Here is a 15,598-nt window from a genome sequence, read left to right on the forward strand (position 1 = left end):
TCACAAGCAAACGGTAATTTTGGCTTAAATCCACAGAGTGATAGCTATTCCCAGGTTTAGTATCATGACGACAGAAGATTAATCTGCATTTTGGCTGTCTATGTAGATTGTTTTTTAACCCAAGGAAAAAAAATGTATTTATATATACATTTCGCCTTGTAGTTATAACAATCTTTAAACAAAAGTCACAAAGCAATAAAGCAATAAAGATTTAATAAAGGAATCAGGAGTCAGGAGTCAGGAGTCAGAAGTCAGAAGTCAGGATTGAGGATTAAGAATTACACAGATGAATGATTAATTCAGATCGGAAATAGGTTTAATTATGTTGATCTACTTAATATAGTTCTAATTTACTGTGAACAATTGACCTGAAAGACAGAATAAATGCTAAGTTGAAAGAGATAAGTTGTAATTTAAGTTAGCTAAAAGATAGCAAAGTGGCTGTTTTAGTAGAGCAATTAATAACATCGGATATTTTAAAACCTGCCCGTTACCTGGGTAATGAGCGTTTAGCAGTACATAAACCTTGGGATGCGGCAACTGTACGTTGGGTGTTAACCTACCCAGAAGTTTATGAAGTCGGTGCTTCTAATTTGGGGCATATCATCCTGTATAACATTTTGAATGTCCAACCAAATCAGTTGTGCGATCGCGCTTATCTCCCAGCACCAGACTTGGGCGCAAAACTTCGCAACAACCAAATACCCCTGTTTGCAGTAGAGTCAAAACGGGCATTAACAGAGTTTGATATTCTGGGTTTTAGCCTCAGTTATGAACTAGGGGCAACCAACATCCTGGAAATGTTAGATTTAGCAGGAATACCCCTGACTTGGAAAGAAAGGAGTTCAGAAGGTTCTTCTTCCCAGTCACCAGTCACCAGTCACCAATATCCATTAATTTTCGCAGGTGGACAAACTGCCACATCTAACCCTGAACCTTACGCGGATTTTTTTGATTTTATTGCTTTGGGTGATGGTGAGGAACTATTGCCAGAAATTGGTTTAGTGATCGCTGAAGGAAAAGCCGCCGGTCTAAGTAGGGAAGAATTATTATTAGACTTGGCACAGATTCCCGGTGTTTACGTGCCACAATTTTATGAACTGGGGGAAAATGGCGCGGTTAAACCTTTGCGTCCTGATGTTCCTGAACGGATCATTAGAAGAGTTGCTACACCCATTCCCGCTTATTCTATTGGTTTAGTACCTTATGTAGAAACGGTACACGATCGCCTAACCATAGAAATTAGAAGGGGTTGTACCCGTGGTTGTCGGTTTTGTCAACCAGGAATGTTAACCCGTCCTGCAAGAGATGTAGAACCAGAAAAAGTGGTAGAAGCGATCGAAGCAGGAATGCGGGCAACCGGTTACAATGAATTTTCCCTGTTATCTTTGAGTTGTTCTGATTATCTATCCTTACCCGCAGTGGGGATGGAAATCAAAAACCGCTTAAAAAATGAGAATATTAGCCTGTCCTTACCTTCTCAACGAGTAGATAGATTTGATGAGAATATCGCTAATATTTTAGGAGGTACAAGACAAGGAAGCTTGACTTTTGCGCCTGAAGCCGGTACTCAACGGATGCGGGATATTGTCAATAAAGGTTTAACCAACGAAGAATTATTACGAGGAGTAAAAACAGCTTGGGAACAAGGTTGGGATAAAATCAAGCTGTATTTTATGATTGGTTTACCAGGAGAAACGGACGCGGATGTTTTGGGAATAGCGGAAACAGTCAGATGGTTACAGCGAGAATGTCGGGGTCAAGGTAGGAGACCGATCAGTTTTAACCTGACAATTTCCAATTTTACCCCCAAACCCCACACACCTTTTCAATGGCATTCCGTTTCTACTGCTGAGTTTGCCCGCAAGCAAGATTTGTTAAGACAAGAATTTCGGCGTATTCGTAATGTAAAGGTGAATTTTACGGATATTCGCCTTTCTGCGATGGAAGACTTTATAGGCAGGGGCGATCGCTCTTTAGGAAAAGTCCTCCTTCGTGCTTGGCAACTCGGTGCAGGAATGGACTCTTGGTATGACAGTGTAGAAACAGCTTTCAAGGCTTGGGGAGAAGCAATTGCCGAAGCTGGACTAGATTGGAAATATCGTCAGGTGGAGAATGGGGAATGGAATCTGTTTTCTTTAGGTAACGAAGAACAAGAAAAACTGTCACCTGTCACCTGTCACCCCTTCGGAGTTCGCCAGTCGCTTATGGGGGAAACCCCCAAGACCGCGCTGGCTCACCTGTCACCTTCTTCACCTCTGGATCTGCCCTTACCTTGGGATCATATTGATACAGGGATTGATAAAAAGTGGCTGCAAGAGGACTTAAAACGCGCTCTAGAAGCTGCTGTTGTTCCTGACTGCTCTTTTGAAGGTTGTTCCCATTGTGGTGTCTGTGGCACTGATTTCGGTCATAATATCGTTATAGAACCACCTGCAATTCCTCAGTTTGTCGGTGATTTTGTCCCCAATACCACCAAAGCACAACGGTTAAGGGTTTGGTTTGGGAAACAAGGTGATATGGCTTTAGTCAGTCACTTGGATTTAATGCGCCTGTTTGATAGAGTGATGCGAAGGGCAGGTTTACCAGTAGCTTTTACTGGTGGGTTTCATCCCCATCCCCGTATTGCTTTAGCTAGTGCTTTATCCTTGGGAAGTACCAGCAGTGGGGAAATAGTTGATTTTGAACTCACTCAACCGATGGATGTAGAAGATTTTCGCACCCAATTGGTAAGTCAACTACCGTCAGATATCCCCATCTACAGAATAGAAGAAATAGATTTGAAAGCACCCGCAGCTAACCAAGCTATGAAAGCAGCGGAATATTTGCTCACTATTTCTACACCCGGAAATGTGGAAGCTGACAAATGGCAAGATTGGATTGTGGCTATACTGGATCAAGATGAGATTTTGTCAGAGGTTATGACTAAATCAGGTAAACAGCAGAGCATAAATCTACGCGATCGCTTGTTTGAAATAGATTTAGTGCAGGTGAACACATCTCCAGCCGAGTCTCAAGCTATCTTGCGTTATTTGGGTAGCTGTCGTCATGACGGTGTGATCTTGCGTCCTGAGCAAATATTGTCTATACTAGAAATAGTGGCTGGTGCAGAATTTCATCTCTTGCATATCCACCGCAATCGGCTAGTTTTAGAAACATAATTCCTCAAGGGTAACTTGCTAGTAGTTACCCGGAATAAGCATATTCATAGGAATTGATTTTTAGCAAGGTTGCGCTAGAATAAAGTGAAGAGAAATTTTCTGGCGCTGCGTTGAATAATCTGATTCACTACCCTGATCATCAGGGAGTGCAAGCAAAAATAATGAGAGTGTAGTTTCTAGGATTGTATCCGAAACAACTAAGGCAGGTGAAAATACACTCTCTCTATAGCTACCTAGTGAATCAGTGACTAACAATAGCTTTACGCCTAGTCTCTAACTCTATGCTTTTTACAACACCTGTACCAATACCAAAACCCCAGATGGTCGAGGTAGTGGTTCAGAAATCATCAACCATAGACGGTTGATGTAATTACTGAAAACTCATGCAACGGTTCTGGAATAATCAGGCGTGTAAACGCAATTACAGTATTGTTAACAGCTTTCAATTATGGGAAGCTATGTCAGAGAAAGAAATTTTTATTACCAGTAGCGCCTTGTAGGGCTACCAGTAGGGGGCTAGAGGTATAAAATAAGCTCCTTGTAATCCCCATTGGTGCTGCCAATTTTTGAGGAACTTGAATGCCAAAACAAATTATTATCGCAGAGCAGCATCAAATTGCTGCCGTATTTTCGGAAGATCAAATACAAGAACTCGTTGTTGCCACTGGTCATCATCAAATTGGTGATATATACTTAGGCGTAGTAGAAAATGTATTACCTGGTATAGACGCAGCCTTCGTCAATATCGGCGATCCAGAACGCAACGGTTTTATTCATGTTACTGACTTGGGACCGTTGAAAATAAAACGTAGTTCCGCAGCCATTACTGAACTGCTGACACCACAGCAAAAAGTATTGGTGCAGGTGATGAAAGAGCCAACGGGAACAAAAGGACCAAGGCTTACAGGTAACATTACCCTTCCAGGACGTTATGTAGTATTAATGCCCTATGGTAGAGGTGTGAACCTATCCCGGCGAATTAAAAGTGAAAGTGAGCGCAACCGCCTCCGCGCCCTGGCAATTTTAATTAAACCTGCGGGTATGGGTGTACTGGTGCGAACAGAAGCCGAAGGCAAACCAGAGGAAGCAATAATTGAAGACTTAGAATTGCTACAAAGACAATGGGAAGTCATTCAGCAGGAAGCAGTCTCTACCCGCGCTCCTGCTTTGCTCAACCGAGATGATGACTTTATCCAGCGTGTATTGCGGGATATGTACGGTGCAGATGTGAATCGGATTGTAGTTGATTCCAGCACTGGGTTACGACGAGTTAAACAGTATTTACAAAACTGGAGTGGCGGTCAAACACCACAAGGTGTATTAATTGATCATCACCGCGATCGCTCACCCATCTTAGAATACTTCCGCATTAATGCTGCTATTCGTGAAGCTTTACGCCCAAGAGTAGATTTACCTTCTGGTGGTTACATTATTATTGAACCCACGGAAGCATTAACAGTAATTGACGTTAACTCTGGTTCTTTCACCCGTTCCGCCACAGCTAGAGAAACCGTTCTGTGGACTAACTGCGAAGCGGCTACAGAAATTGCCCGTCAACTCAGACTCAGGAATATTGCTGGTGTGATTGTAGTTGATTTCATTGATATGGAATCACGACGCGACCAACTGCAAGTTTTAGAACACTTTAATAAAACCCTTAAAGCAGACAAAGCTCGTCCCCAAATTGCCCAACTGACCGAGTTAGGTTTAGTAGAACTTACCCGCAAACGCCAAGGTCAAAATATTTATGAATTGTTTGGCGAAACTTGCCCCACCTGTGGCGGTTTAGGACATACTGTACGTTTACCAGGGGAAATAGAAAACCGGATGCCCATCCCCGCAGCAGACATACCAGATCGGTTTACACCCACACCTCAAAGAGAAGTGAAAACACCATCTGCGCGCCTCCCAGAAATCAGGGAAACTAGGGACATTTATGATGGCTTTAGCGAGGGTTTTGAAAGTGATTCTGAGGTTGGCCAGTTGATCAACCATCCCAGTTATCAAGAATTGGGTGACAACAAACGTCGTACCCGCACCCGTCGCAGTCGCATCGGTATCAATGGCATTAATGGCAAAGATGAAGTCAGGTCTGGTAATTCATTGGGATTTGGCAATGATTTAGATTTAGACTTGGATGGTGACAATGAGCTAACCCCCACATCGGAAATTCCCTCTCTTCTCTCAGATCCTCTCCGGGAAAGAGAAGCTATGCGAACCCCCACTCTTGGTAAAGGTGGTTGGGAAAGACCAGAGCGAACCAAAATGAAGATAGAGCCGGTTAAACCAGTTGTAGAACCGCCCCAGATTGTTTCCGTGGAAATGACAGACCAGGAACAAAAGATGTATGCTGAAATGGGCATTTCTCCGGCTGTGAAGTTAGAGTCAGAGGTTAAAAATGCCAAATCTGTGATTTTTAACATTGTTCAACCTGGACAAACACCAAATAGCGCAACGGAATCTACCTCAGAATCCACATTTCCCGAAACAATTACATCTGAATTTACCAGAGTCAAAATGCCAACACCAAAAGTTGAGGTAGAAGAACCATCCTTGTTGCCAAAATCCAGAATTGAGCCGCCTCTGGAAGATTCTAAATCCATAGGATTTGACTCTTTGACAGATGATGAGGAAATAATCAATAGCACTTCTATTCCTAATCGCCGTCGTCGCCGTCGTTCTTCCGCACTGGAGGACAGTTAACCGCTTTTATGGTAGAGACACAGCCAACACCTGCATCTGTTTTGTCAACTACACCTTTGGGCGAATCAAGTTGGTGGGAATTTTCCATAGGTTTAGATATTCATGGGTTGGTTGCTGGTGTGGATGAAGTGGGGCGTGGTGCGTTATTTGGTCCTGTAGTTGCGGCCGCAGTGATATTACCGCCAGCAGCTTTGCCACAACTGATGGCTTTGAAAATTAACGACAGTAAAAAGTTGTCTAGTTCTCGTAGAACTCAGTTAGCACAGCAAATTGCTGAACTGGCTTTAGACTGGAAAATTGGTTATGCTGCTACTGCGGAAATTGACAAGCTCAATATTTTGCAAGCAACGCTGTTAGCAATGAAGCGGGCTATACTGAAGCTAAAGGTACAGCCCGCACTTTGCTTAGTTGATGGTAATCAGATGGTAAAGGATTTGAATATACCGCAACAAACTATTGTCAATGGAGATGGGCGATCGCTCAACATTGCAGCTGCTAGTATTATGGCTAAAGTTTGGCGTGATGATTTAGTTTTGCGTTTGGCATCTAAGTATCCAATGTATGACATAGAAAACAATAAGGGTTATGGCAGCCCGCGACATTTGCTGGCTTTGCAAAAATACGGTCCATCACCCTTACATCGTCTCTCTTTTCGTCCTTGTCAACTCAGGTGATTGGTAATTGGTAATTGGTAATTGGTAATAGCTGATTAAAAAACATAAAATTGATTACCCAGTCACCAGTCACCAGTCCCCAGTCCCCAGTCCCCAGTCACCAGTCACCAGTCACCAGTCACCAACCACCAATCATTCAAAATTTAACAATCCCATTTCTGTATTATCACTAGCAATTTCTTTTATTTGTGTTTGTGATATTACCCAATGGCGATAATCAGCGAGGAGGTGATGTAATAATCTTTGTTTAATGGTCAACAACACGCTTTTAAGTAAACCGTTCCCTGTGGTTTCCAAAATCGACTTGGGAGTGAGGGAAAATGGGTGAGGAATATCTACCAACACTTCTAGATCGGCTTTTCCTTGTAGCCTTGTGTCATTACCATTGTGGTAAGGTGATAAATACCCTTTTAAATTGAGAGCAAAACGCTGGTTAATATACTCAAAACCTCTGATTTCACACCCTACAGAACGTAAATAAATTGTTCCGTGGGCATCCGCCCAAACTCTCATATCTACAGTAGGTTGAATACTTAAAGACATAAAAGCCAGAGGACGCATTTTCAAGCGAAACACTTCCTCAGATAACTGCTGAATCATACTATTGTCAGCTAATGTTCTCACTAGACGTTGAGGCTGACGCAAGTAGTGCTGAATAGGGATAGGTTGCTTGGGGACAAGAATTTCGACCGATTGAGAGGCAGTAAACTTGGTAGCCATGAGTAGATTATAGCAATATGTTTTATTGTAATATTTTTTAATAAACTATATTGGTTTGCATAAAATCAACAAATTTATTCATAATCACTTAAAAGAAGGCAGAAGGTAGGGGTTTAGCACTGCTAAACCTGTACAGGAGTCAGGATACAGAGAAGAAAAATTTTTTCCTTGCTTCCTGTAATCTAATTAGGGGTTGCTGAGAAAGTCTTTCCGTGAGGGCATAGGAGTCAGGAGTCAGGAGTCAGGAGTCAGGAGGAGATTTGAAAATTTCTTTGCCATCTCTTGAAATCCCAAAAAATGCACACTTTTTCCGGTATACCCTTCCAAACCCTTGCACTAATTTCTGTGTTTATCAGCCTCTAACCTTTGATATATCAAGGTTTTAGGTTTATTCAGCAAACCCTAATTACAAATCTAAAATCTAAAATCTAAAATCTAAAATCTAAAATCTAAAATTGTCATGAAAAAATGTGAACCTGCGGCGATCGCATATTTAGGACCACCAGGAACTTACTCAGAACAAGCTGCTTCTTTTTATCTCAATTGGCTAAAAAGCAATCAAGAGATAGAAGCTACCTTATCACCTTATCCTACTATTGCCAAATCATTACAAGCGGTAGCTACAGAACAAGCTGATATAGCTGTTGTACCTGTAGAAAATTCCATTGAAGGCAGCGTCAGCATGACAATGGATAGCCTGTGGCAGTTAGACAGCTTGCGAATAAAACTGGCTTTGGTTCTACCAATCAATCATGCGTTAATTTCCTGTGCTAATCAATTAGAAAATATTAAAACAGTTTATTCCCATCCCCAAGCATTAGCACAATGTCAAAGTTGGTTGGCCAAATTTCTGCCCAATGCCAATTTAATAGCCAGAAATTCTACTACTGAAGCACTACAAGGACTACCGCAAGCACCGGAAACAGCAGCAATTTCTTCTCAGAGAGCCGCCCAACTTTATAATTTACCTATTCTCGCTAGTAGAATTAACGACTATCCTGACAACTGTACACGCTTTTGGGTAGTGGCTAAAGAAAGTACGGAAAATAATGGTTTCAACCCTACTCACACATCCTTAGCTTTTAGTGTACCTGCAAATCTTCCTGGTGCATTAGTTAAAGCTTTAGAAGTATTCGCCCATCTAGGAATCAATCTCAGTCGGATTGAATCTCGTCCTACTAAGCGTTCCTTGGGAGAATATTTATTTTTCATTGATGCAGAGGCGGCAGTCAGTTCACCATTAATGACTTCAGCTTTAGCAGAATTAAACAGTTCTACGGAAGTGCTAAAAATTTTTGGTAGTTATAGTGTCTTGACAGTTACCGATTAATATCATCTTCTGCTAATAACTTATAGCTTAGCTGGTAATTGATGTTTAAGTAGGGTTTGCTGAATAAACCTAAAACCTTGATATATCAAAGGTTAGAGGCTGATAAACACAGAAATTAGTGCAAGGGTTTGGAAGGGTATACCGGAAAAAGTGTGCATTTTTTGGGATTTCAAGAGATGGCAAAGAAATTTTCAAATCTTCTCCTGACTCCTGACTCCTGACTCCTGACTCCTATGCCCTCACGGAAAGACTTTCTCAGCAACCCCTAAGTAGGGTTTGCTGAATAAAAAAGTAAAGTTGCCCAAAAGCTTTTTACCTCCTGCCTTCTGCCTCCTGCCTCCTGCCTTGTCATGACGACAATTTTCAACGCCCACCTACTTACCAATTACCAATTACCCATTACCCATTACCGGCAAAACACAATAGTTGATGATTAGCCCATATTACTAAAAGTGTCTTTAAGAACAGAACGTGCTGCCAGATGATTGCGAGTAGAAGTCAAAATTTCTGCTTCTCTTTGTAAGCGAGCAGATGTGTCTTGTAGTTCTAACAATGCTTGCTGTTCAGGAGCTACACCATAAAGGTTACTTGCCACCCAGTAAGATAGCTCTGTTGGTAAATCAGGTAAATCTTCTGGCAGTTCGATATCTTTTTCAGTTAATTTAGCTGAAAGACGGACAACATCCCGCAGTAGCTGTTCTACATCAGCAGCTAAAGGTCGCAAGTCCTGAGACGGGGGATGGTCTTCAATCCATTCTACTAAACCAACACGATAGGGCTTTTCACGAACATACTCTAAAACTCGAAACCTTTGCTGTCCCAAAGTTAACATTTCCATCCGGTCGTCTGGTAATCGCTGGTAATGAATAATTTCCGCACAGCAACCGACATTAGCAATAGTACCTTGGATGGGATCGACCATCACAACTCCAAATCTGCGATCGCCTTCCAAAATCGTGTTCATCATGATGCGGTAGCGAAATTCAAATATATGTAGGGGTAATGGTCTGGTGGGAAACAGCACCACTTCGGGTAACGGGAACAGAGGTAGTTCACGGACGGCAATTTTTGAAGAAGATGTCATTGTTAGGTGGGTATCAAGTTTATTCTTATTTATTCTGAAAATATATTTTTTTACTTTTACTGTCGCCGTACTTTGTTTATATTTTATCATTTGTTGGATAGCTATTGAAAAACCCTAAGAAAATTTCTCTTAGGGCTGGGTTAATATTCATACCTAAAAATATTCCATGTAGATTTTCAGTTATCAGTGGGAAAAGGCAACAGGCAAAAGGAAAAAGAAGACTAATATTGATCTCTCTTCCCTATTCCCTATTCCCTATTCTCTATTTCCTGTTCTAATTAAAGTTTGACTTCGATATCTACACCAGATGGTAAATCCAACTTCATCAGCGCATCAATAGTTTTAGAAGAAGGCTGGTAAATATCAATAATCCGACGATGGGTGCGGGTTTCAAAATGCTCACGGGAATCTTTATCTACGTGAGGTGAGCGCAGCACGCAATATATCTTCCGTTTTGTGGGTAAAGGAATCGGTCCGATAGCTGTAGCGTTAGTACGGTTAGCTGTATCTACAATCTTCTCGCAAGATGTATCCAATAAACGTCGGTCAAAAGCCTGTAAGCGAATTCTAATCTTCTGCTGCTGTAAAGTTGCCATCTTTAGTTTTCCAGGTTCTGTGAATTTTAGATTTTAGATTTTAGATTTTAGATTTTAGATTTTAGATTTTAGATTTGAGAAACAAACAAGAATCATAAATTAAAATCCAAAATTGCTAAAGGGAAGATAAAAGAGCAGAGACGTACTTTTCCAATCTCTGCTCTTAATTACAAAGACAAAAAGGTACTACTTGATGATTTTAGAAACGACACCAGCACCAATAGTCCGGCCACCTTCACGAATCGCAAAGCGCATACCTTGCTCAATCGCGATCGCGTTGATCAGTTCCACTGTCATTTTGATGCGATCGCCTGGCATTACCATTTCTACTGCGCTACCATCATCAGCGGTATAGCTTTGAATTGTGCCAGTTACATCAGTTGTCCGTACATAGAACTGAGGACGATAACCTGCGAAAAATGGTGTTTTCCGACCACCTTCTTTCTCAGTCAAAACGTAAACTTCACCTTCAAATTGAGTGTGAGGTGTAATAGAACCAGGCTTGGCAATTACCATTCCACGCTCGATGTCTTCTTTTTTGAGACCACGTAGCAATACACCAGCGTTATCTCCAGCCATACCTTCGTCGAGACTCTTCTTGAACATCTCGATACCGGTTACAGCCGTACTCCGGGTATCTTTGAGTCCAATTATCTCAACTGTATCGCCAACCTTAACTTTACCACGTTCAATCCGGCCAGTAGCAACTGTACCACGACCTGTGATGGTGAATACGTCTTCTACTGCCATCAAGAAGGGTTTATCAACATCACGCTCAGGAGTGGGGATGTAGGAATCTACAGCATCCATCAATTCGTAGATTTTATCTACCCAGGGATTTTCTCCTTTTTGGAGTTTAGGATTCTTAGTCATTGCTTCCAAAGCTTGTAGACCAGAACCTTTGATAATGGGGATGTCATCACCGGGGAAATCATAGCTAGTAAGTAGTTCCCGCAGTTCCAGTTCTACTAATTCCAGAAGTTCTGGGTCATCCATCAAATCTTCTTTGTTCAAGAAGACAACCAAGCTGGGAACACCTACTTGTTTTGCCAACAGGATGTGTTCACGAGTTTGGGGCATAGGACCGTCCGTAGCTGCAACTACGAGGATACCACCGTCCATTTGTGCCGCACCAGTGATCATGTTTTTCACATAGTCAGCGTGTCCGGGGCAGTCTACGTGAGCATAGTGCCGAGATTCGGTTTCATACTCAACGTGAGCGGTGTTGATGGTAATACCCCGTGCTTTTTCTTCGGGTGCGTTGTCAATTTGGTCGTAACCCTTAGCTGTAGCCTGACCCATAGCTGCCAAGGTCATGGTAATGGCTGCTGTTAAAGTAGTTTTACCGTGGTCAACGTGGCCAACAGTACCGATATTAACGTGAGGTTTTTTTCTGTCAAACTTTTCGCGTGCCATGTATACTCGTTTCCTTTTTTAATTAAGCGTTCCCTTTGCTTTTAGCAATGATAGTTTCAGCCACGCTGCGAGGCACCTCTTCATAGTGGCTGAATTCCATCGTGAAGATACCTCGGCCTTGGGTCTTAGACCGGATATCTGTGGCGTAACCAAACATAGTCGCTAGTGGAACTTTGGATGTCACCTTAGCGATTCCCTGTTCAGTGATTTGGTTTTCAATCTGTCCTCTACGGGAGATTAAGTCACCTATGACAGTTCCCATAAAGTCTTCGGGAACTTCTACTGCAACTTTCATCATAGGCTCTAAGAGGACTGGTGAAGCTTTCAGCACTGCCTCTTTCATCGCCATTGAACCGGCAATTTTGAAAGCCATTTCCGAAGAGTCTACATCGTGGTAGGAGCCGTGAACTAACGTTGCTTTCACGTCAATTAGTGGATATCCAGCTAAAATACCAGATTCGCAGCTTTCTTTCATACCCTGCTCTGCGGGGCCTATATACTCTTTAGGTACTACGCCACCGACAATTTTAGAGACGAATTCAAAGCCAGTGCCTGGGTCTCCTGGTTCTAAATTGATCACAACGTGACCGTATTGACCTTTACCACCACTTTGACGGATGAATTTGCCTTCTACGTTGGTAACTGTTTTCCGAATGGTTTCGCGGTAAGCTACCTGTGGCGCACCAACATTCGCTTCTACCTTGAATTCCCGTAACATCCGGTCTACTAGAATTTCCAGGTGTAACTCTCCCATCCCCGCAATCACGGTTTGGTTAGTTTCTGGATCAACACTGACACGGAAGGTAGGATCTTCTTCTGACAAAGATTGTAGTGCCTTTGACAGCTTATCCATGTCGTTCTTGGTTTTGGGTTCAACCGCTACGGAGATCACAGGTTCAGGAATGAACAGGGATTCCAGAATAACTGGTGATCCTTCATCACATAAAGTGTCACCTGTCAAGGTGTCTTTTAGTCCCAAAGCTGCACCTAAGTCACCTGCCCGCAGTTCTTCGACATCTTGTCGTTCATCTGCTTTCATCAGCACTAGGCGGGAAATCCGTTCTTTCTTGTCTTTACTGGCGTTCAGGACGTAGCTGCCTTTTTTCAATACACCAGAATAAACACGCACAAAGGTGAGGCGACCGTAGGGGTCAGCCATGATCTTGAATGCTAGAGCAGCTAGAGGTTCGCTGTCATCCGCCCGGCGCTCCACTGTCTCGCCATTTGGCAATAAGCCTTGAATTGGTGGTACTTCAATTGGTGCTGGCAGGTAATCTACAACTGCATCCAGCATCAACTGCACACCTTTATTTTTAAAGGCTGAACCACAAAGCACGGGTACAATTTTTCCCTCAATTGTACCTTTACGTAGGGCTGTACGGATTTCTTCTTCTGTAAGTTCTTCGCCCTCGAAGTACTTAGTCATCAGATCATCACTAGTTTCTGCTACCGCTTCTATTAACTTAGTGCGGTATTCTGCTACCTGTTCTTGTAGTTCAGCCGGAATTTCTGTTTCTTGAATATCGGTTCCTTGGTCGTTGGTGTAAATGTATGCACACATCCGCACCAAGTCAATGATGCCTTTAAAATCACTTTCGCTACCGATGGGCAGTTGAATAGCAATGGCATTTGCCCGCAGGCGATCGCGCATTTGCTCATGAACTCTATAAAAGTTCGCTCCTGTGCGATCCATCTTGTTGATGAAGGCAATGCGAGGTACTTTGTAGCGGTCAGCTTGCCGCCATACTGTCTCAGACTGAGGTTGAACACCACCAACAGAACAAAAGACAGCGATTACACCATCTAACACCCGCATGGAACGTTCAACTTCAATTGTGAAGTCCACGTGACCGGGAGTGTCAATAATGTTAATTTGATGATCTTTCCAGCTGGTACTAATCGCAGCGGCAGTAATGGTAATTCCTCGCTCCCGCTCCTGATCCATCCAGTCTGTTACAGCAGTTCCTTCGTGAACTTCACCAATTTTATGAATTATCCCAGAGTAAAATAATATTCTCTCTGTTGTTGTCGTTTTTCCCGCATCTATATGCGCCGCAATACCGATATTGCGTACTTTCTCTAGCGGGTTTGTGCGTGCCACAGTTACCTCCTATAATTTAGGACTCATGATATCTTGTATATTACTCTTTGTTAAGATTCTATACTTTTACGGAAAACCGTCTTGGGCAGAAAGTTGCCGATATACCGCTGGCAATTAGGCGATATATCGTTGCTCCACTTAGTAACGGTAGTGTGCAAATGCTTTGTTGGCTTCAGCCATGCGGTGAGTTTCTTCACGTTTGCGAATGGAACTGCCTGTTTCGTTAGCTGCGTCCATTAACTCATTTGCTAGTCTACTGGACATCGTACGACCTGGCCTAGACCTAGAAAATTGTACTAACCACCGCAGTGCTAGGGTAGTACCCCGATCAGAACGTACTTCCATTGGTACTTGATAAGTTGCACCACCTACTCTTCGAGCTTTGACCTCTACTAAAGGTGTGGCGTTGCGGACTGCTCTTTCAAATGTTTCCAGAGGATTGCCGCCTGTCCGTTCTTCAATAGTTTTTAAAGCATCATAAACAATTCTGGCAGCGAGAGATTTTTTGCCATGACGCATTACCCGTCGCATCATCATACTAACGAGGCGACTATTATACACTGAGTCAGGCGGAACAGGCCGCCTTTGACTAACACCACGACGAGACATACTTCATCCTTGAATTCGGAATTTGGCAACGAAATTATATGTTATCAGAACATAGAAATCTAAAAGCGGTGTGAGCAACCGCTTAAATTTCCTTGAGTTTTGGACTTAGTTGCTTTTAAGCTCAACTCATTAGTTTTTTTTACCCATACAAAAAGCTAACTAATGCTAACAAGCCTTGCTGCTTTTTCTTCCTGCTTCATCAGTTCGACTACGCTCACTGAACTCCTAGAAGTGTCGGCACTGTCCAGTCCACAGGCTTTCAGATTGGGTGTATCTCACCCTAATATTGAGTATTTAGGCTTGGTTATTACCTAAAATACCTATCAATAATGGTCTTTTTTCGGGTCTTCAAGTCTCAAGTTTTTCTGTTCATGAGCAGACATAAATCTTGAGCAAATGTGATCATTTGTTAGCTTTCGTTAGTAAAACACTAACCGGCTGTTAACCCTATACCATAAACAGAAGGCGACAACACTATCAACTCTAATATTTACATTAAAGTGTTGCTATTGCTTACAGTATTCTGCTTTTAAACTCTTACACTTGCTCGCTTAGTGCAAGTTATAGCTTAATTTCTTAAACAAGAATACACCGCTAGATTCTGTGTTTTATGGGGGCTGAAATTAGACGATTAATCGTTATTCATGCAATATTCATGCGATTAATCGCCTATTTCCTATTTTTTCGCTTCTTTTGGGCGCTTAGTTCCATATTTGGAACGTCCTTGCTTCCGGTCTTTAACTCCGGCTGTATCTAAGGTTCCACGAATAATGTGGTATCTCACGCCTGGTAAGTCTTTTACCCGACCACCACGAATCATCACAACAGAGTGTTCTTGCAAGTTATGGCCAATACCTGGAATGTAAGCTGTGACTTCAAATCCAGAAGTTAATCTGACCCTTGCTACTTTGCGGAGGGCTGAGTTTGGTTTTTTAGGGGTAGTCGTATATACTCTGGTGCATACTCCTCGACGTTGAGGACATTGTTTCAGAGCAGGAGACTTGGTTTTTTGACGCGCTAGTTCGCGTTCACTACGGATTAGCTGCTGTATTGTTGGCATGAGTGACAGCGCGTTAAGCTGCTTATGTTTTATTTTAACAAATCCTGATTATAGCGTTTTTTTGGTTTTTACGTCAATTATTTTTTAGGAGTTCAGGAGTCAGGAGTCAGGAGTCAGGAGGCAGGGGGCAGGGGGCAGGGGGCA

General features: G+C 42.5%; 12 protein-coding genes. 5 read left to right on the top strand and 7 right to left on the bottom strand.

Translation table 11 applies throughout. The features are described 5' to 3' along the window. Nucleotides 1-437: 437 nt before the first annotated feature. From H6F47_RS18255 to H6F47_RS28575, 4 genes are all read left to right on the top strand, one after another. Nucleotides 438-3,161: a TIGR03960 family B12-binding radical SAM protein gene (locus tag H6F47_RS18255; protein ID WP_190650377.1), complete on the top strand. Its 2,724-nt coding sequence runs from the start codon at nt 438-440 to the stop codon at nt 3,159-3,161. A 579-nt stretch (nt 3,162-3,740) separates the two neighbouring features. Beyond that, complete coding sequence (locus tag H6F47_RS18260; protein ID WP_190650379.1) at nt 3,741-5,864, top strand: Rne/Rng family ribonuclease; 2,124 nt, start codon at nt 3,741-3,743, stop codon at nt 5,862-5,864. 8 nt (nt 5,865-5,872) lie between these two features. After that, entirely contained in the window at nt 5,873-6,538 is a 666-nt protein-coding gene (locus tag H6F47_RS18265) for a ribonuclease HII (RefSeq protein ID WP_137667409.1), read from the top strand. A 50-nt stretch (nt 6,539-6,588) separates the two neighbouring features. Continuing rightward, a complete protein-coding gene (locus H6F47_RS28575; RefSeq protein ID WP_268932429.1) occupies nt 6,589-6,711 on the top strand; it encodes a hypothetical protein in 123 nt (40 codons plus the stop codon). On the opposite strand, the gene H6F47_RS18270 is transcribed toward H6F47_RS28575, so the two are convergent. Further along, complete coding sequence (locus tag H6F47_RS18270; RefSeq protein ID WP_096570157.1) at nt 6,671-7,258, bottom strand: DUF1997 domain-containing protein; 588 nt, start codon at nt 7,256-7,258, stop codon at nt 6,671-6,673. The genes H6F47_RS28575 and H6F47_RS18270 overlap by 41 nt on opposite strands. A 460-nt stretch (nt 7,259-7,718) precedes the next feature. On the opposite strand from H6F47_RS18270, the gene pheA reads away from it, so the two are divergent. Next, complete coding sequence (gene pheA / locus H6F47_RS18275; protein ID WP_190650381.1) at nt 7,719-8,588, top strand: prephenate dehydratase; 870 nt, start codon at nt 7,719-7,721, stop codon at nt 8,586-8,588. A 433-nt stretch (nt 8,589-9,021) separates the two neighbouring features. On the opposite strand, the gene H6F47_RS18280 is transcribed toward pheA, so the two are convergent. The 6 genes from H6F47_RS18280 to rpsL all read right to left on the bottom strand — a co-directional run bounded on the left by H6F47_RS18280 (nt 9,022) and on the right by rpsL (nt 15,454). Continuing rightward, complete coding sequence (locus tag H6F47_RS18280) at nt 9,022-9,672, bottom strand: LON peptidase substrate-binding domain-containing protein (protein WP_096570161.1); 651 nt, start codon at nt 9,670-9,672, stop codon at nt 9,022-9,024. A 278-nt stretch (nt 9,673-9,950) separates the two neighbouring features. Then, nucleotides 9,951-10,268, bottom strand: coding sequence for a 30S ribosomal protein S10 (rpsJ, locus tag H6F47_RS18285; protein WP_010998474.1), 318 nt, complete (start codon nt 10,266-10,268; stop codon nt 9,951-9,953). A 186-nt stretch (nt 10,269-10,454) separates the two neighbouring features. Next, nucleotides 10,455-11,684, bottom strand: a complete 1,230-nt coding sequence (gene tuf / locus H6F47_RS18290) for an elongation factor Tu (RefSeq protein WP_190650383.1) — start codon at nt 11,682-11,684, stop codon at nt 10,455-10,457. Nucleotides 11,685-11,706: 22 nt separating this feature from the next. After that, nucleotides 11,707-13,785 (bottom strand): elongation factor G, encoded by a 2,079-nt coding sequence (fusA, locus tag H6F47_RS18295; RefSeq protein ID WP_096570165.1) that lies wholly within the window; start codon nt 13,783-13,785, stop codon nt 11,707-11,709. 138 nt (nt 13,786-13,923) lie between these two features. Next, nucleotides 13,924-14,394 carry a 30S ribosomal protein S7 gene (gene rpsG / locus H6F47_RS18300; RefSeq protein ID WP_137667411.1) on the bottom strand — a complete coding sequence of 157 codons (471 nt, stop codon included), beginning with the start codon at nt 14,392-14,394 and terminating at the stop codon, nt 13,924-13,926. 676 nt (nt 14,395-15,070) lie between these two features. Next, complete coding sequence (gene rpsL / locus H6F47_RS18305; RefSeq protein ID WP_096570169.1) at nt 15,071-15,454, bottom strand: 30S ribosomal protein S12; 384 nt, start codon at nt 15,452-15,454, stop codon at nt 15,071-15,073. Nucleotides 15,455-15,598: the final 144 nt, after the last annotated feature.

The organism is Sphaerospermopsis sp. FACHB-1094 (assembly GCF_014696195.1).
Lineage (GTDB): Bacteria > Cyanobacteriota > Cyanobacteriia > Cyanobacteriales > Nostocaceae > Sphaerospermopsis > Sphaerospermopsis kisseleviana.